Below are 24,002 nucleotides of genomic sequence, written 5' to 3' on the forward strand. Positions count from 1 at the left end.
TGATGAAACTTTAGCATATTTGCATGCCTTTTGCATTCCTCATGAATCGTAAGCACAAAAAAATCCAAGAGGTTTCTTTGCCAAGTGGAGTCATGCCCTTTCATTCCACTTCCCAGAAAAACCGTCTTGGATCGATTCCGTTTACCCGATGACATGTCTGTTATTACAAGGATTACGTGTGTGCTTCCTGAACCTGTACTGGTTGTACAGGCAAGCTTTCTTTTTTGAAGGTAAGGTTAAAGAAGACATTAAGCAGGATAGCAGACAGGCTTCCCGTGATGATACCATCGCTAACAATAATCCGAATACTTTGAGGAAGCTGGGCAAACAGATCGGGTACAGCAGTAACACCGAGCCCAAGCGAAACGGAGCAAGCCACGATTAATAGATTGGATTGTTTGCCGAAGTCAACGTTTTGCAGCATTTTGATCCCGGATGAGACGACCATTCCAAACAGGACAACAGTTGCTCCTCCGAGGACAGCACTTGGAATAATGGTTGCAAAAGCAGCTACCTTTGGAATGAGTCCCAGAAAGACCAGGATACCTCCGGCTGCAACAACAACATTGGTCGTTTTCACTTTGGAGAGCTGAACCAAACCAACATTCTGTGCAAATGTATTATATGGAAAAGCATTAAATATGCCGCCCAAGACAAACGCGAGACCTTCTGCGCGATATCCCCGTGCCAGATCTTTTTCGTTGATCGGTTGATCACAGATTTTGCTCAAAGCCATAAATACACCTGTTGATTCGATGATAACGACTGTACCTACAATAATCATTGTGATGATTGGGCCGATTTCGAAAGTAGGCCATCCGAAGTAAAAGGGTTGAGGTAAATGGAACCAGGAGGCTTCCTGTACAGAGGCAAAATTCACTTTTCCCATGATGGCTGCGATGAGGGTCCCCACGATAATACCAAGGAGAACAGCCAGGGATTTAACAAAACCGCGAGCATATCGATTCAGGATTAGAATGAACAGTAATACACCAAATGAAAGGGCCAAATTGTCCAAACTTCCAAAATTCTCGCTGTTTGCTCCACCCGCCATGTTTTTAATACCGGTTGGAATTAACGCAAGACCGATGATCGTTACCACTGTACCAATCACAACTGGCGGAAACAATTTGACGATTTTGCTAAAAAACACAGCAAAGATGACGATAAATAAACCCGCTGCAATGATCGACCCATATATGGCAGGAATTCCGTATTGCGATCCAATCGCAATCATCGGTGTCACCGCTACAAAAGAACTTCCGAGCACCGCTGGCAGACCAATACCCAAGTACTTTCCTTTCCGAGCCTGAAGCCATGTTGCAATCCCACACGTTAACAGGTCAATGGATACCAGATACGCTAACTGCTCTGCAGTCAGATTTAGTGCTCTGCCCACAAGCAAAGGCACCAGAATTGCCCCCGCATACATCGCGAGTACGTGCTGAATCCCCAGTGAAAAAACTCTCATCTTTTTGGTTTCTTTCATCCCACGTTGCCCCCCTGAAATTAGAATCAACTGAACCGCTGCAAAATCATGTTATGTTGATTCACATTATATAAACTATTCAGGGAAGTTCCATGATTCATAACATAGAATTGTGATAAGAGATAAAGAGCCCAACTTAAATTGGGCATGTTATACAAAAGGTACTCTCATACCGTTTATGTCGCGTTATATAAGTTGACACGTTAATGCATAAGGGCTGAATATCACTTGTTTCATATTCTCAGCTTGTCCAGTTGAGAGGCTTAATGTTAAAACGTTGCTCCATTACCTCTCCGTTCTGGTGAACCTTCTCCGTAAAAAACACTTCTTCTCTGTTCATCAGAACAACGGATGAAGCTCTGGTCCCATAGTCGAATTTCTCACTTCTAACAAAGATTGGAGAAAGCAAACGCTCCCATTCCAATGGAACACCTGTATGGGGGAGAAGCTCATCCACTGAAGGGTCTGCCATTTGCAGCAAACCTAATATTTGCTCTGTCAGGGTAGCTTCGTCCTCCCCTTGGATGATTTTCTCCAGCCCTTCTTTCCCACGTTTCACCTTGGGCCAATCGGTATTAATCAAGTGATTACTAATCCCGTATATTCCCGGTTTCAACTTCATCACAACATTACCCACATTAGAATAATAATAGAGGTCGTCAGGATCACCCACTAACAAATTATAGCCAGGATAATCATTGCGACTTCTCTCCGCATGTTGTATATATTGCTCAGGTGTGGACGTTCCCTTCAAAAAATCAGCAACCAGATCTCCTCTTGAGCCCTTGGCATGTAAATCTTCATTTGGATCACGATAATTCGTGACAGCAGCCAGACGCCCCTCTGTGGTTACGCCCATCCAGGTTCCCATTTTCGACAAATCGCGGCCAGCCAATATATGAGGATGATCTTCCCAATAGTGTGCTTGAGCCGTAGGTCTGTGATAGAATTCATCCCTATTTGATCCCAATATAAGCGGATACTTTGGATGCATGTTGTAAGCAAATAAAATTAAACACATGGGAATCTTCAACTCCTATATTCGTTAACCCTCTGATATCGTGGCTTTATATCGCATAATCAACTACAATGACATCTTCCACCCAACCTTCGAGGGAAGCTACAAATGCCTGATGAGCAGGATGTGGGCCATAAGCTCGCAATGCCTCCTGATCTTCAAACGTCACTCTCAATCCAATGGTATAACCTTGAATACGGTCCGTTTCTTCCGTTGCATTGATCCCTGCGGTCAGCCCGACAATCCCCGGTATTTGTTCCTGTAACGCGAGCAATTGATCCACCCATTCCTGCTGTTTGGCTAGTGTGGTTTTATCGTTAAATTTAAAAACAACCAAATGTTCAAACATCTTGTTATTCCTCCTATGTCCATTCGAATAGTAAATGAAATTTCGTGAAATGAAGTTAATTCAACAATTCCAATCCGCCCATCATATAGGGGACCACTCTGTTGGCTAATTCAGCCGGAGATTCCTGTCCGCCCTCAATATTCCAACGATATGTCATTCCATAGATGGACCAGCTTAGCATGGTTGCCGTAATTTTCAGCGTTTTGGGATCTACATCCCCCGCTACTTTGCTCATTAATTCAAGAAGGAATTGCTCCAGCTGTGTCTTGATATTCTCTTCAATAATTGGTGCAACCGTCTCATATTTCTTGATGCATCCATTACTTGAGACGTGATAATCACATAATGAGAATATAAGCTGCTGTATGGTTTCGGCTGATAACCGGGCATCCGGGTCCACCCTTTTCGTTACATATTCCATAAAAGCATCCGATAACAAGGCTTCAAGCAGTGCATATTTATCCTGAAAATGGGCGTAGAAAGTAGCTCTGTTAATTGTGGCTTGTTCCGTAATGTTTTGAATCGTAATGCTGTTGAAATTTTTAAGATTTAATTGGTTTAAAAACGCATCAAGAATTAATTGACGCGTGCGGATTACACGTGGATCATCCGAGTTTGGAGACAATACACCAGACATGCCCCAATCCTCCTTTGTAAACAAAATATTTGGTTAGACTCCTTCATTATAGATAAGTGTTATTTGTTCAACAAGTGAAAGTAAGTGCAAAGACACCATACAATAATCCGTGTCTTTCGCTTAAGTAACAAAATGCTCCGATTGTTGGTTGAGCATGCCTATAGACCTTGTTAACATTGCACTCGTACCCACTGAGAGGTACAACATAATGGAGGTGTATATTTTGAGTAATCCACAATATAACATTATTTCTACAGAGCGTTTGTTTCAAACATACACTGTTTCAAAGCTAACCCTGTCCTCACGCATCGTCATGTCCCCCATGGCTCGTGCTTTTTCCCCGGACGGTGTCCCTGGCTCAGACGTAGCCGCATATTATCGTCGACGTGCCGAGCATGGTGTTGGACTTATTATTACCGAAGGTGCAACCATTGACCATCCCTCTGCATCAAGTGAACCTAGAATCCCTCATATGTATGGAGAAGCAGCTCTTCAAGGCTGGGCTGAAGTGGTCAAACAAGTCCATGAAGCCGGCGGCAAGATTTTTCCGCAGATTTTACACATGGGAATCGTTCGTCCTTCAGGATCTGACCCACACCCGGAAGCTGTATCACTGAGTCCATCGGGAGTTGATATGGAAGGTACTCAAGTAGGTGCGCCCATGACGGAGGCAGAGATCGCAACTGTGATTCAAGCCTATGCAGATGCAGCAGCCAATGCACAAAGTATTGGTTTTGACGGAATTGAACTTCACGGTGCACACGGTTTTCTAATCGATCAGTTTTTCTGGAAAACAACGAATAGGAGAACGGACCGCTATGGTGGTGACCTTAAGAAAAGAACTCAATTCGCGGTTGAACTTGTCATGGCAGTGCGTGCTGCGGTAGGTCCTGATTTCCCTATTGCGATGCGAATTTCCCAATGGAAGATGAATGATTATCAAGCCAGACTGTTCGACACACCGGAAGAACTGGAACAATTCCTTCGTTTGTTGGTTGATGCAGGTGTAGATATCTTCCACTGCTCGACACGACGCTTCTGGGAGCCCGAGTTTGAAGGATCTGATCTAGGATTTGCAGGGTGGGTGCGAAAGCTAAGTGGTCAAACCACGATAACTGTCGGTTCTGTAGGTATGACAGATGAGCCTGAAGCAGAAGGCAATGAAGTAAAACATCCAGGTATGAGCGAACTTATGAAGCGATATGAGCAACAGGAATTTGATCTGGTAGCTGTGGGACGTGCACTCCTTGGTGATCCGGCATGGGCTGCCAAAATACGCGAAGGACGCGTATCCGAGATACAGGCTTTTACACCTGAAGCACTCGCTACGTTACACTAAGAACAATTACTTATTGTTCCAGAGATTTTTTCTCCCCTATATAGGTTTGAACTCATGAATCAACTATACTAAGCAAAGGGCTCGCTTTCCCTCCGGGATTGCGGGTATTTTGTTTTTTGGAGATATCTGTCCAATCAGACACTTCGAGCAATAGCAATATCGTTCAAGAAAATTCCTTCTTTGCAACCTATAATGATCTTAACTTACCAGAAAGAAGGTGCATCATGACTCGGGAAGTCCGGACTGTCGTTTTTGATACCGACTTACAGCTAGAAGCTTATCAATTTGAAGGCATTATGCAGAAGTTTCCCAATCATTTTCATGACTATTACGTCATTGGATTTATTGAGCAAGGCAAGCGTCACCTCGTCTGCAACAACGAAGAATACATTCTGAATAGTGGCGACATGATTGTTTTTAATCCACATGATCCTCATGCCTGCGAACAGGTCGATGGCAGAACCCTCGATTATCGCTGTATCAACGTCCAGCCTGAGGTTATGCGAGAGTATGCAAGAGAGATTACTGGACAAGCTTACTTGCCACGGTTTACATCCCCCGTTCTCTACCAAAGTGAACTTGTGGGTTCCCTGCACGAGCTGCATCAGATGATTCTGGAGGAGCAATCCGATTTCTGCAAAGAAGAATTGTTACTCTTTCTGCTGGATCAATTAATGCGAGATTATTCGGATGCTGAACCGCCTGTATCCACGCAGGATGTTACCACAGAGATTAGACGCATATGTGATTACATAGAAGCTCATTACATGGAAAGCATCTCACTGAACGAGTTAGCCGATCTGACGGAGATGAGTAAGTATCACCTGCTGCGTTTATTCACTCGCCAGAAAGGCATATCACCTTACCGTTACCTGGAAACGATTCGCATTAATCAAGCCAAACGTCTGCTAGAACAAGGCCTGCTTCCCATTGAAGTAGCCGCACAGACAGGATTCAGTGACCAGAGCCATTTCACGAATTTTTTCAAAAAACTGATCGGGCTGACGCCGAAGCAATACAGACGTATCTTCAACCATGATACGGAATTGAAACGAACCATCGATAACCTCGTATGACGAGTCATCATAACACCAATGCCGCTACCGGACATTTGCTCGCCTTATTTACCATATTGATCTGGGGAACTACGTTTGTCTCGACAAAGGTCTTGTTGATTGATTTCACTCCTGTAGAAATTTTATTTTTCCGTTTCCTGATCGGGTATTTGGTACTGTTATTGATCTATCCACGTTCACTGCGGATCGCCTCATTCAGAGAAGAATGGTTATTTATCGGAGCAGGTTTATGCGGGGTGACGTTATATTTTCTCATTGAAAATATTGCGCTGCTTTACACAACCGCTTCCAACGTGGGTGTTATTGTCTCCATCGCTCCGTTCTTCACTGCCGTCCTCGCCAATTTCTTCTTGGATGGTGAGAAGTTAACGCGCCGCTTTCTGATCGGATTTGGGATTGCCTTGAGCGGCATCCTACTCATCGCGCTGAACGGCAGTTTCATTCTGCAACTGAATCCGGTAGGTGATCTGCTTGCTTTTATAGCACCTGCGGTATGGGCGATATATTCTGTACTAATGCGGAAAATTGGCCAACTTCGTTATCACACCATTGGTGCGACCCGCAAAGTATTCTTCTATGGCCTGATCTTCATGCTGCCAGCTCTGTTCCTGTTTGAATTCCATTGGGATCTCGGACGCTTCACGAATATGACCAATCTCCCCAATATTCTCTACCTCGGTCTGGGTGCCTCCGCGCTGTGTTTCGTGACCTGGAACCGGGCTGTGAATCTTCTCGGAGCTATCAAAACGAGTGTATATATCTATCTGGTGCCTGTCATTACTGTTGTGTCGTCTTCACTGATTCTTCAAGAGCAGATAACCTGGGTGATTGTACTCGGTGCGTTCTTAACCCTATTTGGCTCATACATTTCAGAGAGAACAGGAAACAAGCTTAACAACAAAAACACTAATCCGCATAGGGATTAGTGTTTGTTTCATTTTTTACTGATAAAACTGGATATCGTGGTTGGCCACGGTTGACATGAGCAGAAGTCATTCATTTTATCTCATTTAATTGAGACAGCAGAATCTCCAGTTCCTCTTGCTCCAGATGACGCCATTGCCCCCTCTCCAGTTGATCCAGCCTAATATTCATAATTCGGATGCGCTCAAGCTTCAACACTCGGTACCCCAAGGCTTTGCACATTCTGCGAATTTGAAGGTTGAGCCCCTGTGTCAGAATAATACGAAATACATTGTCACTTTGCCTATACACTTCGCAGGGCTTGGTCACCACGTCGAGAATTTCAACGCCTTCAGACATGGACTTTACAAATTCATCTGTTATAGGTTTGTCTACAGTCACTACATATTCTTTATCATGATTATGCTCCGAACGCATCATCTTGTTCACAATGCCTCCATCATTTGTAAGCAAAATTAACCCCTCAGATGCCTTATCCAGCCTGCCTATCGCAAATATGCGAGAAGGATAATTCATATATTGAATGATATTCCCTTCCACATGTGCTGCTGCTGTGCAAACAATACCGATGGGTTTGTTCAGAGCAATGTAGACAGGTTCGCTGTCATTATGAGGAATCTCCTTCCCATCAATGAGTACCACATCATGAGGTTCAACTTCCGCCCCTTTTTCACATACCCTGCCATTGATCGTTATGCGTCCGGCCGCAATTAATCGGTTCGTTTCCCTGCGGGAGCAGAATCCCGTTTCACTTATGTATTTGTTAATTAACATGTGTCACCACTTCTCATCTGTAATATTTCTGGTGGTTCGTTGAATTAATGATACGTTAATTTACTTCAAGCAAGAGTTAGTACCTTGTACTGATTCTCATTCCACATCATCTCATTTATACTGAAACGAAGCAATGAATGGTTATATGAAAACATATATAACGCTACATAGGAAAACCAAAATACACGCTGGAGGGAGTTTCTCATGTACAAAGTTACTCGATTTACAGTTGACCCCGATGATCCCAACCAAGACTCTGGCATGTGGATTGGTGGAGAAACGGCATACGTTTCCGACTGGCCACTCAACCCTGAGGGTCAGCCTTTATTACATCTGTTCTCCATCAATTGCAATACACTTTCAAAGCAGGCCCATATCCCACCTTTACCACAAGATAAATATATCTCGGTCTTCTCAACCTACTCCGCCTCCGAATATTTTCTGGATCAGGTAACCTATACGGGAGATGAGCTGGAATGGAACGAGAATATTCTTGCCGGATGCACTTATGTGTCGGTATCTTCGCATCCACTCACTTCCGTATGTCCCGTTCCACCCATTCCGTTAAGCGGCGTACGTTTGATTGAAATGGAGTTAGAAGATCAGGCATTCCCTGCATTTTCATTTTTCTCTCCCGCTTTACCAAACGGTGTGAAAGGAATTGACCATTTGCTAGAGGAATATCAACTGGTGTGTCAAATGTATTCCGGAGATTTTCCTGAGCCTTATCAGGATATATTGGGTCTTCCCGATGCAAACGGTTATTTATTTTTGCGAAGTGGTCCCGCGTCTGCTCACGCACCATTGGATGGAATTTTCTTTGTACAGACTGCTTAACAGCGATACGTTGAGATCAGTTATCATCATATAAACGGCTAATCAGAACGTTTCCCGTCTACCTAGACAGGGAACGTTTTTTTATATGCACGTTTTACTATTCTCGATCAATACAGATGCCAAACCCTGTTAAAAGGTCATATGAATTAAATCATATCTACCCTTTCGACACGAAATCGTTTTAGAAAAAACTTAGCACGAGAAATATTTCTACTCATCAAAATTTAACATTATTTTACAACAAAAAGCATGTACATTTGCACATTTATGGTATAAGTTATATATGAAATAAACATTTATTACATAATATAAAAATTTCATCCAACTAGGAGGCGGGCTTTTGAAAAGAATATTCGCTCTAAGCTGCGGTTTTTATCTGTTAATCGGCATAACCAGCGTTGTGCTCGGCGCACTTCTCCCTGTTTTATTGACATATTATGAGCGCGGTTACAGTGATGGCGGATTTTTGTTATTCCTGCAGTTCCTTGGATTTCTTGTCGGGGTTCTTGTCGCTCCTTCAATGACTGCCCGGATCGGAAGAAAAGTTATGCTACTGATTGCACTGGTCTGTATTGTAGCTGCTTATGCTGTTCTCGGACTTTTGCCATCTTGGACTAGCGTTCTTCTACTTACTATTCTCATCGGCTTTGGCTCAGGCATTATTGAGCCTTCCGTTGGAGCATTCACAATCGAATTCACTGAAAATCAGAAGGCTGTAGCGATGTCCAAGCTTGATGTGTTCTTTGCTCTTGGAGCACTTCTCATCCCCGCTGTCGCTGCTTTATTTATCTGGATGGATCTGTGGCATCTTACTTTTTATACAGTGGCCGTGTTGTCACTCGTTCTCATGCTGCTGTGGATCACTATGCCCCGTTCAGCCGCACTATATCTGGAACAGGCTGGCGAGAATACAGTGGCACACTCAGCAGGTAAAGGCCGATATTCTAGAAAACAGCTTGGTCTGCTTACGATCTTTGTCATCTTCTTTTTCATCTACATGGGACTGGAACTGGGATTAATGAACTTCCTGCCCTCCATTCTTGTAGAACGATTGCAGCTCCAGGAATCTGTCGCATCGCTAAGTGTCTCCATCCTGTGGATTGCGATGATCATCGGTCGTCTTTTCTCAGGGAAAATAGCGGAAGCCGTCAACTATATGCCTTTCCTGATCTGGAGTACGGTTGGCACGCTTTTGTTTACGGTCGCTATGGTATTTGTAACTGGACAGTGGGCAACGTATGTGCTCATCTTCGGAACCGGTCTGTTCATGTCAGGGCTGTTCTGTATCGCACTGGTCTACGCAAATGTTCTGATTCCCGGTATGACCGAGCGGACAACCAGTATCCTGATCGCATCGGGTGGTATTGGAGGTGCCATCTTGCAGTATGTGACTGGATGGAGTATGAGTACAGGGCCTGTCGTGAATACGATCTGGATTTTGGCCGGATTCTGTCTGATCCTGCTGCTCACATTGATGATCTCTCATCTATGGACTGTAAAAAATAATGCAGTACGTACTGCTCTCGCACAACATAGTAAGGAAATGTAAACATCGTTTCTTAAGGGAGGTGATGCCCGCATCATCCGGGATTGTTGAGCTTTGTTCGAGTTAGTACACCATTATATTGGAGGAAATCGTATGCAAACTTTAACCAACAACCGCTTCATAGCCGGAAAAGGGATTAAGTTGATTGACGATTCAGGTGTTGAATACCTGGATGGCGTGTCGGGCACGTTCAATCTGTCACTGGGCTATAATCACCCACATGTTGTCAGCAAAATTCAGGAACAAGTCGGCAATCTGACGCATATGTCTTCCTCCTTCACCGAACCGTACGTCAATGAAGTACTTGATCACTTAATCGAATATGCTCCAAACGACATTAATGCCGGATGGATGCGGGATATCACTGGTTCAACTGCCAACGAATGTGCAACCAAAATTGCACAGAAGTATACCGAATCAACAGACATCATCAGCCTGTATCTGTCCCATCATGGGCAGACCCAATTTGCCACCGGGATTTCGGGGAATGCCTTCCGGCGGAAACGGTTCCCCAATTCGGCTGTGGCTAACGCTGTCCATGTACCTGCCCCATACTGTTATCGCTGCCCATTCAAATCCTCAAATATAGACTGCGGCTATCAATGCGTTGAAGCTATATCTGATGCGATAGAATATGCAAGTTCCGGCTCAGTCGCATGCATGATTATCGAACCCATTCTTGGAAATGGCGGCAACATCATCCCTCCCGCCGGATATTTCAAACGTCTGCGTAAACTGTGTGATGAGTACAATATTATTCTTATTGCTGACGAAGTGCAGACAGGCATCGGTCGTACCGGAACCATGTTCGCCAGCGAACTGTTTGATATCCAGCCTGATATGATTACCCTTGCAAAAGGTCTTGGCGGGATCGGTGTACCTGTTGCTGCGGTATTAATGCAATCCCGGCTGAATGTGCTCGAAAAGCACGAACACTCCTTCACCTCTGGAAGCAATCTGATCTCCGTAACCGCTGCCAAATCCACCTTGGAAGTGGTATCCGAACCCGGGTTTCTGGATGCCGTAAAACGCAAAGGTGAAATTCTGGGTGAATTGCTGCATGAATTGGCTACGAAATACCCAAGTATCGGGGAAGCTCGTGGTGTCGGGTTAATGTGGGGGTTAGAGATCGTAGGTGACGGTAATGAACCCGATACGCTCAAAACCAATGCCATCGTTGACCGTGCTTTTACAGATGAGCATCTAATCTTGAGAAGTTCAAGATATGGCTTCGGTAACGTTGTTAAGGTCCGGCCTTCCCTTACGACAACCGAAGACGAGCTGGTTGAGATTGTAGAGCGGCTGGATTCGGTGCTTGCCAGCGTTCATTAGTGAGTAATTCATATTACACTCGAACACTACGCAAACAGAACAACCTTTCGATCGCTGTTATCCCCGGATTTTTTGATTCCCCTTTTCCCAAGGGAAAAATCCGTTGATAAAGGCGAACGCTCACGCTTCTACATGTTTGTTCTGTTCTCTTCGTTATCGTGTAATCTGAATTATAATTTTTATTATTAGGAGGTTATATCATGCTTGCATTGGTATACAAATCGGCTTGGGATGTGGCGCTTGAGGAACGGCCTGTCCCGGAAATTACAAGAGATAATCAGGTGTTGGTTCGTATTCGAGCAACCGGCGTATGTGGTACCGATCTAGGCATCGTCAGCGGTAAATATCATGCGGTTCCTTCTGTCATTCTCGGTCATGAGTCTGCCGGGGAAGTCATTGATGTTGGCTCTGCGGTAACGACATTACAACCGGGCGACCGTGTTGTGATCGATCCTACCTACTATTGCGGACAATGTGACATGTGCAGAACAGGCAGACAAAATCATTGCACACATAAGTCTGTTACCGAGACAGGTGTGAGTGCTGACGGAACATTTACAGATTATTATGTGACCGAAGATCGCTTTTTGTACAAATTGAAGGATCATGTGAGCTATGAAGAAGCAACTTTGACGGAACCGCTCAGCTGTATGCTGACGGGGATTAATCAGATTCATCTACTGCCGAATTTCAGAACAATCATCCTCGGTGCAGGCCCGATTGGCATTCTGTACAGCTACGCGCTCGCTTCCAAAGGGGTTACCGGCTGTCTGGTCGACATCTCCGAAGAACGCTTAGCCATTGCTGGTTCTATTGCACCAGATCGTTGGGAAGTTCATTCATCCTTCGAAAATGCAATAGAATCACTGTCACCCGCAACCCATCAGGTCGATATGATTGTTGATACAACGGGCGTTGTGGGCACACAAGTGCTCTCCCAGCTCGCCAGCGGCGGTTATCTGATGCTGGTAGGTCTAAGAGATGGAAATACGTCCTTTAATCCAAAAGAAGTCGTGGACCGCAGTCTGAAAATTATTGGTTCCATTGATTCTCTGGGCACATTTGCAACCGCACATTATATGATTGAACAAGGGATTATTCCGGCAAAAAAAATCATCACCCACTCCTTCCCATTGGAGGATTACGAAGAGGCATTCCGCACACTTGGCTGCGATATTCAGGGACGCACACTTCAAGCCTCTTCACATGCCATTAAAGTTGTGCTGCAATCCAGCGGTTCCAGTTTCTAAAGTGGAACGTTAACCATGAATGGGTTAGATTAGAGATATATGTTTACACAATCCTGGAGGAGGAATACAGCATGGCAGCAAACAAAGAGTCTGACGGACTGGGAACGCCCAATGATGACATCATCCAAGCAGTCATTTTTGACATGGATGGTGTACTGATTGACAGCGAACCGATTTATTTCGAGATTGAGCGCAGCTCTTTTACCCATTTTGGAGCAAGGGTGACTGATGAAGAACATCATACCTATGTTGGAGTTACGCTGGAATCCATGTGGCAGCAAGTATTGGACAAACATCAACTGACAGCTACGCTGGAAGAAATATTTGCTTATCATCAGCATAATGTGATGCAAACGATGCTTGCCCATCCGAATCTCACAGCAATGCCTTCCGTGGAACGCTGGTTAAGCTGGCTGCATGAGCAACACGTACCCATAGCGGTTGCTTCTTCCTCTCCACGTGCACTGATTGATCTGATCATGGACAAAACCGGACTTGGACAATACTTTGAGGTGCGAATGACAGGTGAGGAAGTTACAAACGGCAAGCCAGCACCAGATATTTTCCTGACCACCGCTGAGATGATTGGTGCATCCCCTTCGAATTGTCTGGTGATCGAGGACTCGCGCAATGGTGTTCAGGCCGCCAAAAGTGCAGGCATGCGCTGTATCGGATATCGTAATCCGGGATCAGGCAATCAGGACTTGTCCAAAGCCGATCTTCAGATTTCCAGTTACGATGAGTTATGGACATTGAAGGACACACTGCCCTTTGAAGGCAGATTGCCAAGTTTGTCAAAGTTTCGCTGAGAAGATCGTAATAAAAGGATCGTAATTTCGGGAATGAGTATTTAGAAAAAAAACAACCCAAACGGCTTCAATTCATTCGAATTGGAGCTGTTTGGGTTTTGCTTGCTGCAATGGGTGTTACATGAGGACACATGCTGTAATTTCAACTAAACCGAAAGATCGAGACTTCCACCCAGATTGGGATGAGGAGCAGGCACTGACTTCAACATTTCCGCCATCTGCTGGCCTTGCTGCTGTGCGATGTCTTTTGTAATCGACATCACTTGCAAGCTTGCCGACTGCACTACTGAAGCTTGGCTCATCGCCATTGATAATGCTGCAATATCCATGTTCTGCACTCCTTTCACTTTCTGATTACATAGATGTACTTATTATATATCGGTCAGTAGAGAGGAATTGTTAAAAGGTCGATCAAAATGTATACGGAAATCCATTCCATTCAATCATAACCATCCTCAGCTTCGGGTAGTTCCTTGCATCATTAACGGAGCATAAAAAGGGGATGCCATAAGTCATGAGCATGACTGAGGACATCCCTTATAAAAGTTATTTTATTCTAATGAACCTGGCACACGCTATTCGCTCTGATTTGCACAAGTCTATGGTGTAACGAATCACAGAGACGTTATTTCGTCGATTGGGTCGTTTTTTAGGTTCTGACACCCTGATATGATGAAATAACGTTACTGAGGTTCGTTTAAGTTTGCCGTTCACATCGAATCTACCTCTTAAGACGCGTCAGATTCGTTAGCGCTTTGAGTGAGGAGGAAACTCACTTTTGGAGAGGCCCATTATTTTTCCATTAATAAATGTTCGACGTACTCAACGCAAGTTCGTTTATTTTAACTTCCGGGTTACTTACCACCTGTTGAATCATGGAAATAAAGTGTTTTTGAATCTGTTCAACGGTAGATAGGTCATACACATTGGCATTATACATCAATATGATCTTCATGTTCTCATGGGGCTTGACGATCAAAGTAAAATCAAAACTATTGTGTTCTGTACCCCCAACATTCATAATTTCAAGCGGTATTTCGCCTTTTTGACCCAAACTCTCCATTCGATGCTCTACCGGGAAGTTCTGATATACAACAACATGGTTAATCAGAGATTGTTTTTGCTTGGTCAGATTTTGAATATCATATAACGAATACGTGTCATATGCATGTGACTCCACAGCTTGTGCCTGATTCCTTTTCATTAAAGATATAAATGACTCATCGGCCTGAGCCTGGATACGAACAGGAATCGCATTAATAAATAATCCAATCATACTTTCGATCCCAGGAATAACAGGCGGTCTGCCCGATACAACACTTCCGAATACAACATCATTGCTTTCATTGTATTGCTGCAACAATACACCCCAAGCAGTCTGAACTAACGTATGGAGCGTTACATGCTGCTGTTCCGCAATCTGTTTCATTTGCTCAATTAGTACATCATCCAAATAACAGTTTAGCGTTCTGGAATCCTGTCTTTCATGTTTCAGTTTGATTTTTTCTCCAGGCAATTTCGTTTGCCCTTCATAACCTTCCAGGTAATGACTCCAATAGTTTATTGCACCTTGATGATCTTGCTGTTCCAGCCATTCAATGAATTGACTATACGGTGTTAATAGAGTCACTTGAGGCTTTCTATTTTCCCGAATCGCAAAATAATTTTCAAATATCTCTTTGCTTACAAGAGACATACACCAGCCGTCCATCAAAATATGGTGAAAACTCCATATGACGCGGTATTCCTCAGGCTTTATTCGTAAAACAGACATGCGTATTAGCGAATCTCGTTGTAAGTCAAATCCTCTTGCCTTGTCCTGCTCAATATACTCGTCAACATACGTTTTACCTTGCAGCTCACTTTTGCCAGCTACATCTTCATAGTTAAATTCAAATTTCTTCTCTTGATACACGATTTGAAGAGGGATGTCCACGAAATCACTGTAAAAATTAGTTCTTAATATCGCATGCCTTTGCATTAGTTGATCCAAACTTTGCGCAAAAGAGGCAACATCCAAATCTCCACGCATATCAAACATGATTTGTACAAAGTAAGCGCCCGAAATTGGATTCCGTTCACTTTCGTACAACATTTCCTTCTGTAATGGTGTAAGTGGGTACACATTTTCGATTCGACCGATGTGCCCAGTTTGTTCCACGATTTGATCCAATTGATCAATGGTTAATGACTTGCATGAAATATCACTTGGCGTAAGCTCGGTTTGTTCCTTCGTTACACAATGTTCAACGACTCTATTAAGATCTTCCTTATAGATACAAGCCAATTGCTCCATCGTTTCCCGGCGATATTGTTTTTGACTATAGTTAATGGACAGCGACAACCGACCCTCTGTAACAATGCCATTGATATTCAGCACAAAAGGTCTCTTGTTGTTTTCACTTACGGATGGCCCGCTGGAATAATGCGAGAATTTAATGCCATCTTGGCCCGAATCCTGATTCACCTGTCCCATATAGTTGAAACTAATTTCGGGATTTTTCTCTAACTTGAATCCTTCATTTCCATGTGACAAATACCTTGAAATCCCGTAACCAATGCCTTTAGTTGGGATCTGACGCAGTCTTTCCTTGACGGTCTTAATCCTCCTTGATAAGTCAGCCCCGGACTCCATCGTAATCATAACGGGGTACATGCTCGTAAACCATCCCACTGTACGCGTAATGTCCAGCTCTGGCAGGATGTCTTCTCTACCGTGCCCTTCCAGATTTACAAGAATTTCTCCCATGCCTGTCCAATCATGAACTGCCATTCCCAATGCCGTTAGCAATATATCATTAATTTCCGTATGGTACGCATGATGTGTCTGTTTTAATAATTGCTCCGTTTCCGCTGCTGTCCAATGAATGGTGATCGTTTCACTATCTTTGCCAATCGTCTCATCACAATCCATATCTTTAGGCAGCGGGCTTAGCTGGGCCTGCTCCACACGACTCCAGTATGGATTCTCTTGCTTCATCGCCGCACTGTCTGCAAACGTAGACAATTGTTCTGCCCATTGTTTAAACGAGGTCGTTTTTTGAGGAAGCTGGATTTCTTGGCCTCTCAAGAACTGATCATGTCCTGTCTGAATATCTTCATATAAAATACGCCATGAAACCCCGTCTACCAACAAATGATGGATGGCAATAAGCAGGTGATCCCCTTCAGCACATTGGAACAACCCAAGTTTGATCAAAGGCCCGTGAGACAGATCCATACCACTCTGAATTTCTTTTGCTTTATTTTCAATGAACGATGCAGGATCTGCTTCTGTTTTGAGGTCAACGATTTCAAGGCTGTATAATCCATCTTCGTCTGCCCCTCGATTCCACGCTTCATATCCACCTTCAGTCGCTTGACGATAAAGGATGCGGAGAGCATCATGCTGTTTAACGATCTTATCCATGATGCTGTGAATAAAGCGGACATCAAACCCTTTTTCACGAAAGAACATCATTTCCTGATTGTAATGATGTGCGTCCACCATATTTTGATCAAAGAACCAGCGCTGAACAGGTGTCAGCATCACTTGTCCCGTAACTTCCCCTTGGTCAGAAATAGTACTCACAGATGTAACGTGTTCACTCAACTCTGCTACTGTCGGATAGGTGAAGAAATGCTTCATTTCCAATTTATACCCTGCTTGAAGCAGTCGTGAGGAAACTTGAATACATTTAATCGAATCGCCCCCGAGTTCAAAGAAATGATCTGATGTGCTAACCTTTTGAACACCAAGCACAGCTTCCCAGGCAGAGACGATCGCTTGTTCTACAGCGTTTTGTGGCGCCATATACTCGGTGCCTTTTTGCATATGCTCTTGTGGAGTTGGTAATGCCTTTCGGTCAACCTTTCCATTGGAAGTTATCGGTATATGCTCTAATTGAACAAAATAAGACGGGATCATATAATCCGGAATTTCATGAGATAATGCCATTCTGATTTTCTTCGCTGTCAGTGAGCCGTCGCCTTTCCAGTACGCACACAACTGCTTCGAACCATCCTCATGCTCACGGGCAATAACGACCGCTTCCTGAATGGAGTCTATTTGCAAAAGCGCAGTTTCCACTTCGCCAAGCTCAATTCGGTAACCGCGAATTTTCACTTGATGATCGATTCGTCCCAGATATTCAATATTTCCATCCGGCAGCCATCTTGCGGCATCTCCTGTGCGATACATTTTCCCTTCTGTAATCCAGGGGTGATCAACAAATTTCTCCGCGGTTAAATCAGGCCGGTTCAGATAACCTCTGGCAAGGCCCTCACCTGCTACAACTAATTCTCCCTGAACACCGATCGGTTGAATGCGTTGATGTTTATCCAGAATATAGGTCTGCAACGTCGGGATTGGTTTTCCAATATTGCTCTTTCCAGCATGTATTTCAATGTCGGTTATTTCCTTATAAGTTACATGAACCGTTGTTTCGGTTATCCCATACATATTAATTAACTGGATAAATGGATATTTCAGCTTCCATTCCTTCAATAACACGGGATTGAGGGCTTCTCCTCCAAAAATCACTTTTCTTAATTTCAGATCTGCTGCATGACCTGCCAGTTCTTCCTGAAGAAGATGATAGAAATACGTTGGCGTTTGATTCAATATCGTCACTTGCTCGTCTTTTAACAATTGTAGAAATTGTTCCGGACTTTTTGCCGTCATTTGAGGTACGATAACCAGTTTTCCGCCATAGAGCAATGCCCCATACATTTCCCATACCGAAAAATCAAAACAAAAAGAATGGAATAATGTCCATGTATCTGATGCATTAAAATCAAACAAATTTTTACTATTGAACAACAATCGCACCACATTTTTATGTTCAATACATGTCCCTTTTGGTTTACCTGTTGTTCCTGAGGTATAAATTACATATGCCAGGCCTGTTGGTGCAGCAGTCACTCCCAAGTTGGAATGATCTTCATGATAGGACTCAGATAGATCCAGGCAAACGACCTTTCCTGCAAAAGAGATGCGTTCTTGCAAATGACTTTGCAGCAATAATACATGTACACCCGAATCCTCAAGCATGTAGTTTACACGATCCTCTGGATATTCGGGATCAATCGGCACGTATGCACCACCCGCTTTCAAAATCGCAAGGATTCCTACAACCATGTCTAGCGAACGATCAGCGATGATCCCGACTAACTGATCATTTTGAATGCCTTTAGCCTTCAGCGTTCTTGCCAATTGGTTGGCTTTCTCGTTCAGCCCTTGATAGTTCAAATGTTGATCCTCAAATACAACCGCAACGTGTGCAGGAGTCCTTGCCGCCTGTTCCTCAAACAGTCCATGAATTGTCTTGTCCATTGGATATTCAGCCATTGAATCATTAAACTGTTCCAAAATTTGTGTTTTCTCCTGTGTTGTCGTCAAGTCAATGTCATGGATCGGAATATTCGGATTGTTGACCACTTGCTTCAACATCTGAATCAAATGACCTTGAATGCGTTCTACGCTTGCCCGATCATAGACGTTAGCATTGTAATAGAACATACATTTCATGGATTGGCCTGGTTTAATAATCAGGTTAAAGTCATAATTCGTTTGTTCATCTGCTTCTACATTCGTAATCCGAAGAGTTGTCTCCTCCTGATCCCCAAACTGTTCCATAATGCCCTGTACAGGATAATTCTCGAATATCAGGATATGATCAATCAAATTTTGCTTTTGCGATGTTTCCGCTTGAATCTCGTATAACGGATACGTGTCATGTGGATGCGAAGCCACAGCTTGTTCCTGATTCCGTTTCATAACCGCTGCAAATGTCTCGTTACCTTTAGTCTGAACGCGTACAGGAATGGTATTGATGAATAAACCAATGATTCGCTCAACTCCGACAATCGCCGCAGGTCTGCCCGACACCACGCTTCCGAATACAACATCCTCACTGCCGTTATATATCTGTAGCAACATTCCCCAGGCTGTCTGCATGAACGTATTCAGCGTCACCTGATTCTGACTGGCGACTTGTGCGATTTGTCCGGTTAATTCCCGACTAAGTGTACAAATCATATGCTCTGAATGATATTCATCACTCTTCGTAATTGCATGTTCTTTTGGCAAAGTCGTCTGCTCATCATAACCTTGCAAATAGTCACTCCAGTATTTCAGGGATTCTTCATGATCTTGGTTGTCCAGCCATTCAATATAGTGTTTGTATGGAATCGTACTCTTTGCCTCCAGTTTTCGTTGTTCCTGGACAAAGTATCCATCAAACAACTCCTGGATTACAAGAGACAGGCACCAGCCATCCATCAAAATATGATGATAATTCCAAATGAAACGATAGGTTTGGTCATCCGTTCGCAAGATCGAAATACGCATTAACACATCCTGAGACAGGTCGAAACCTTTCATTTTATCTGCTCTTGTATATTCTGCCACGTATGCTTCACGATCTTCTTCATTCATCTCACGCAAATCTTCGTATATTAGCCCATTCCGTTTATGACGGTATACCACTTGCAGAGGTCCATTCTTCCATTTGCTATGAAAATTTGTTCTGAGAATCGAATTACGCTGCATCAACTGATCCAGACTCTTCGTAAAAGCTTCCACGTCTAACGAACCATGAAGATCCAGCGTGGTTTGAAGGAAATACGCTTCAGACTTTGAATGAAGCAAATGATGAAAGAACATCCCATTTTGCATCGGTGACAAAGCATATATATCTTCGATTTCACCAATGTGTTCCGATTCTTGAACAAATCCTTCTAATTCTTCAATCGTAATTCCTTTTAACGTTAGATCACTTGGTGTACATTCCGGCTTCTCTTTTGTCACACAATGCATCACTATTTCTTGCAGATGATCTCTAAAATATGTTACCACTCGCTCCATCGTTTCTTTTTGATATTGGGTGCGACTATACCGAAGTGACAACGTCAATTTGCCTTCCACAATTAAGGCATTCATATTGATAAGAACATTTCTTCTGTGATTGTCGCTTGCTGTTGCTCCGCCTGGATAGGGAGAGATCTGCATCCCACTATTCTGAAGATCCTGATCAAATTGTCCTAAATAGTTAAAACTAATTTCAGGATTCAAGGTAAAGGGCATTTCTTGCTGATGTGCACTTAAATATCGTAAAATACCATAACCAATCCCTTTTTTAGGGATTTGACGAATCATTTCTTTGTTTGTTTTGATGAAAAGAGACATATTTGAACTTGCTTCCATATCAAGTACAACCGGATACTGGCTTGTAAACCATCCGATCGTTCGTGTAATATCGAGATCCGGTATAATTTGTTCTCTTCCATGTCCCTCCAGATTGACCAACACTTTATCCATGCCTGTCCATTGGTGAATAGACATGCCTAGTGCATTGAGCAGCAAATCGCTAATCTCCGTTTTATAAGCACGATTCGCTTGTTTTAATAATTGCTCCGTTTCTGCCGATGACCATTCCATCGTGATTTCTTCACTGTCTTTTTCCAGTGCATGATCCGCTTTAAAATCTGTAGGTAAGGGCTTATATTTTGCTTGTTCAATTTCATTCCAATATGCAATCTCTTGCGTTATCGCATCACTGTTCGCATACAACTGGAGCTGTTCTGCCCATAATTGAAAGGAAGCCGTTTTTTGCGGTAGTTGAATGGGTTCTCCCTCACTTAATTGTTCATAACCCCTCGATAGGTCTTCGATCAAAATTCGCCACGAAACCCCGTCGATGACTAGATGATGAATAACGATTAGTAAATGATCTCCATCTCCACATTGAAACACGCCCAGCTTCATCAAAGGTCCACGTTCCAAGGTAAACGTGCTTTGCATTTCATTTGCCTTCTTCTCGATTTCTTGAGACGGATCTGCTAATGACTTAAAGTCCATCACTTCAAGTGTATATAAGGGTTCCCTTGCCAACCCTTCATTCCACGCTTCATACCCCCGCTCCGTATGGCGATATACCATACGAAGTGCATCATGATGCTCACTCAGTTTATCGAATACATGGCGAAGTGTGGCTTCATGAAAACCTTCTTTCCGATACAACATCACGGACTGATTATAATGATGGGCGTCCACCTTGTATTGCTCAAAAAACCAATGCTGGATTGGAGTCAGCATCACTTTTCCAGTGATGATTCCCTGTTCTGACATGGTACTTATGGGTTGGACATAGGGAATTAAGCTTGCTATGGTTGGATTTTTAAACAGATGATCCATCTGCACCTGGTAACCTGCTTGATATAACCTCGAAGAAACTTGAATGGATTTAATCGAATCTCCTCCAAGCTCGAAGAAATTATCCAAAATCCCGATGTTCTCTACCCCAAGTACCTCTTCCCAGATCGATACAAGTTGTTGTTCCACCATCGTTCGGGGTGCTTCGTACTCCATGCCCTTCAACATATGTTCTTTGGGAGCAGGCAAAGCTTTGCGATCGATTTTCCCGTTAGACGTGAGCGGCATCTGATCCAGCTGTACAAAATAGGACGGAATCATGTAGTTTGGCAGCTGCTGGGACAGCGCCTCCCGCAGTTCCCCGATCGTGATTGCATTCTCTCCTACCAGGTACGCACATAATTGTTTCGTTCCCGTTTCATCTTCTCTGGCTATGACGATGGCCTCTTTTATCTGGGTACTATTTAGAAGAGCCGTCTCCACTTCACCAAGTTCAATCCGGTGTCCACGAATTTTCTCTTGATGATCTACCCTTCCTATATACTCTATGTTCCCATCGGGCAGCCATCTTGCGAAGTCACCTGTCTTGTACATTTTCGCTCCCGAAACAAATGGATCATCTACGAATTTCTCCGCAGTCAGATCTGGACGGTTCAAATAACCTTTGGAGAGCCCTGCTCCTGCTATACATAATTCTCCCTGAACTCCAATAGGCTGCAATTCATTCCGTTCTCCTAAAATATAGACTCTATTGTTCGCAATAGGCTTCCCGATTGAGATATTTTGATCTGCCGACTTGATCGACAGAACTGTGGATACAACACTATTTTCGGTTGGACCGTATTCATTACACACTTCAATCAGTGGATTGATGCGCTGTAATTTGTGTATTAAGGCAGGAACAATCTTCTCTCCCGCAGCCACCACATTTTTCATGGATCTCCAATCTTCCGCGCTTACTTGTTCCAACAGTGTCATCAAGAAACTGGGTGGACTTTGAATGTGCGTGATCTCCTGTTTTTTGATCATCGTATTGATGGCTACAGCATCTTTACACTGTTGCTGGTTTAACAAGTACACTGTCGAGCCAGATATCATCGGACCAAAGAAATGAGTAATAAATGAATCAAAAACGAAAGGATTCAGCATTAATACCCGATCATCTCCGGTAAAATGATAAAAATCCGATTTCCATTGCAGGGAATTCACAATGCTGGCATGTTCAATCATTACGCCTTTGGGATGACCTGTTGTTCCAGACGTGTAGATCATGTATGCCAAATCACTGGAGATCGCTCCATCTTCCAAACTTAAATGATGATCATGGTGATTTATTTCAGAATCCAGAATGACAAATGTCCCTGCATAATGTTCAGGTTTCTGTATATGACTTTGATGCAGCAACCAAGCCACTTTTGAATCCTCAAGGATATAATGAATACGATCTGGCGGATATTCCGGATCGATTGGGACATATGCCCCGCCAGCTTTTAGAATACCGAATAAACCTATGATCATCTCAAGTGAGCGCTCTGCCATAATGCCAACGAACTGACCCGCCTGCACCCCCTTAGCTTGAAGCAATCGGGCCAATTGGTTGGATTTTTGATTTAACTCTCTGTACGTTAACTGTCTATTCTCAAATACGACTGCCGGATGGTCCGGTGTTCGTTCCACCTGTTCTTCAAATAATTGATGCATCGTCTTGTTCTGTGGATACCCCACCCTTGTATCGTTAAAGTCAAATAACAGCTTGTTTCGATGAAACTCCGATAACATATCGACATGACTTAACTCCAGATCAGGTTGGTTCAGCACAACGGATAACAATTGGTCAAGATGTTCTACAACTTGGACCATATACTCTCGATCATAACGATCATCATCATAAACTAATCTTAACTGAATGGAGTCGTTCTCTAGATCAAAGTGGAACATTGTCGCCGCTTTTACGTTATTTTCATCAAGGGCAGGATGAATTTCATTCAACGAAACCAAGGTATGAATTAGAGGTACATGGTTCGAATCATACTGAACATTTAAACGTTCAACCATTTTTCTGAAAGGGATTCGTTGATGCTGAATGGCTTCGGTTAAACTGGTCTTCACTTGATTAAATAAGGATTTGAATGACATCACATGATTGATATTATTTTTTAAGACAAGAACCTTATTCGAAAGCGATAGATCATTGTTCTTTTCTTCCATCGTTGGTATGCCAATAATCATCTTGGTTTCATTCGAGTATTTATATAACAGACACTGAACTCCCGTTAATAAGATCGTATATATCGCCATAGGAGCATTGCGCGACATGGACTTGATTTTATATGAGACATCGGCTGATAAAGACTTATATATATCATTCTGGTGCTGCGTATCGTCTGGGTGTTTGGAGGTTGTCTTGCAATAAGGCAAATGAACAAGATGATCATCATCTTCAAATCGGCTTGCCCAATACGATTCCTGTTTCTTAAAAATAGACATA

15 protein-coding genes are annotated in these 24,002 nt (G+C 43.3%); 8 read left to right on the forward strand and 7 right to left on the reverse strand.

The genetic code is table 11. From position 1 onward, the window contains the following. Nucleotides 1-172: 172 nt before the first annotated feature. The 4 genes from V6669_RS17975 to V6669_RS17990 form a co-directional block, all read right to left on the reverse strand. Nucleotides 173-1,489 (reverse strand): nucleobase:cation symporter-2 family protein, encoded by a 1,317-nt coding sequence (locus tag V6669_RS17975; protein ID WP_338587320.1) that lies wholly within the window; start codon nt 1,487-1,489, stop codon nt 173-175. A gap of 241 nt (nt 1,490-1,730) precedes the next feature. Continuing rightward, nucleotides 1,731-2,510, reverse strand: a complete 780-nt coding sequence (locus tag V6669_RS17980; RefSeq protein WP_338587322.1) for an NRDE family protein — start codon at nt 2,508-2,510, stop codon at nt 1,731-1,733. 46 nt (nt 2,511-2,556) lie between these two features. Further along, nucleotides 2,557-2,856 carry a Dabb family protein gene (locus V6669_RS17985; RefSeq protein ID WP_338587324.1) on the reverse strand — a complete coding sequence of 100 codons (300 nt, stop codon included), beginning with the start codon at nt 2,854-2,856 and terminating at the stop codon, nt 2,557-2,559. A gap of 55 nt (nt 2,857-2,911) precedes the next feature. After that, nucleotides 2,912-3,493: a TetR/AcrR family transcriptional regulator gene (locus V6669_RS17990; RefSeq protein WP_338587325.1), complete on the reverse strand. Its 582-nt coding sequence runs from the start codon at nt 3,491-3,493 to the stop codon at nt 2,912-2,914. A gap of 208 nt (nt 3,494-3,701) precedes the next feature. Between V6669_RS17990 and V6669_RS17995 the strand changes: the two genes are divergently transcribed. The 3 genes from V6669_RS17995 to V6669_RS18005 all read left to right on the forward strand — a co-directional run bounded on the left by V6669_RS17995 (nt 3,702) and on the right by V6669_RS18005 (nt 6,834). Continuing rightward, complete coding sequence (locus V6669_RS17995) at nt 3,702-4,832, forward strand: NADH:flavin oxidoreductase (RefSeq protein WP_338587326.1); 1,131 nt, start codon at nt 3,702-3,704, stop codon at nt 4,830-4,832. A gap of 224 nt (nt 4,833-5,056) precedes the next feature. Next, a complete protein-coding gene (locus tag V6669_RS18000) occupies nt 5,057-5,908 on the forward strand; it encodes an AraC family transcriptional regulator (RefSeq protein WP_338587327.1) in 852 nt (283 codons plus the stop codon). Next, the gene (locus V6669_RS18005) at nt 5,905-6,834 is read left to right on the forward strand and encodes a DMT family transporter (protein WP_338587328.1); all 930 of its coding nucleotides are present in this window, start codon (nt 5,905-5,907) and stop codon (nt 6,832-6,834) included. The genes V6669_RS18000 and V6669_RS18005 overlap by 4 nt, the downstream gene beginning before the upstream one ends. Nucleotides 6,835-6,904: 70 nt before the next feature. Here V6669_RS18005 and V6669_RS18010 read toward each other — a convergent pair whose 3' ends face one another. Beyond that, a complete protein-coding gene (locus V6669_RS18010; protein WP_338587330.1) occupies nt 6,905-7,606 on the reverse strand; it encodes a pseudouridine synthase in 702 nt (233 codons plus the stop codon). Nucleotides 7,607-7,810: 204 nt separating this feature from the next. Here V6669_RS18010 and V6669_RS18015 point away from each other — a divergent pair, with 204 nt between their 5' ends. The 5 genes from V6669_RS18015 to V6669_RS18035 all read left to right on the forward strand — a co-directional run bounded on the left by V6669_RS18015 (nt 7,811) and on the right by V6669_RS18035 (nt 13,380). Then, nucleotides 7,811-8,443: a DUF1963 domain-containing protein gene (locus V6669_RS18015; protein WP_338587332.1), complete on the forward strand. Its 633-nt coding sequence runs from the start codon at nt 7,811-7,813 to the stop codon at nt 8,441-8,443. Between the two features lie 340 nt (nt 8,444-8,783). Continuing rightward, entirely contained in the window at nt 8,784-9,992 is a 1,209-nt protein-coding gene (locus V6669_RS18020) for an MFS transporter (RefSeq protein WP_338587333.1), read from the forward strand. 90 nt (nt 9,993-10,082) lie between these two features. Then, the gene (locus V6669_RS18025; protein ID WP_338587335.1) at nt 10,083-11,321 is read left to right on the forward strand and encodes an aspartate aminotransferase family protein; all 1,239 of its coding nucleotides are present in this window, start codon (nt 10,083-10,085) and stop codon (nt 11,319-11,321) included. A gap of 200 nt (nt 11,322-11,521) precedes the next feature. Next, nucleotides 11,522-12,571 (forward strand): alcohol dehydrogenase catalytic domain-containing protein, encoded by a 1,050-nt coding sequence (locus V6669_RS18030; RefSeq protein ID WP_091020561.1) that lies wholly within the window; start codon nt 11,522-11,524, stop codon nt 12,569-12,571. Nucleotides 12,572-12,642: 71 nt separating this feature from the next. Then, entirely contained in the window at nt 12,643-13,380 is a 738-nt protein-coding gene (locus tag V6669_RS18035) for an HAD family hydrolase (protein ID WP_338587337.1), read from the forward strand. 146 nt (nt 13,381-13,526) lie between these two features. Here the strand turns inward: V6669_RS18035 and V6669_RS18040 are convergent, their stop codons facing one another. After that, on the reverse strand, nt 13,527-13,709 hold the full coding sequence (locus tag V6669_RS18040) for a YjfB family protein (RefSeq protein ID WP_091029218.1): 183 nt from the start codon (nt 13,707-13,709) through the stop codon (nt 13,527-13,529). A 473-nt stretch (nt 13,710-14,182) separates the two neighbouring features. Then, nucleotides 14,183-24,001, reverse strand: coding sequence for an amino acid adenylation domain-containing protein (locus V6669_RS18045; protein ID WP_338587338.1), 9,819 nt, complete (start codon nt 23,999-24,001; stop codon nt 14,183-14,185). Nucleotide 24,002 lies beyond the last annotated feature (1 nt).

The sequence above is a fragment of the Paenibacillus sp. Y5S-9 genome, assembly GCF_036894235.1.
In the GTDB taxonomy this organism is placed as follows: domain Bacteria; phylum Bacillota; class Bacilli; order Paenibacillales; family Paenibacillaceae; genus Paenibacillus.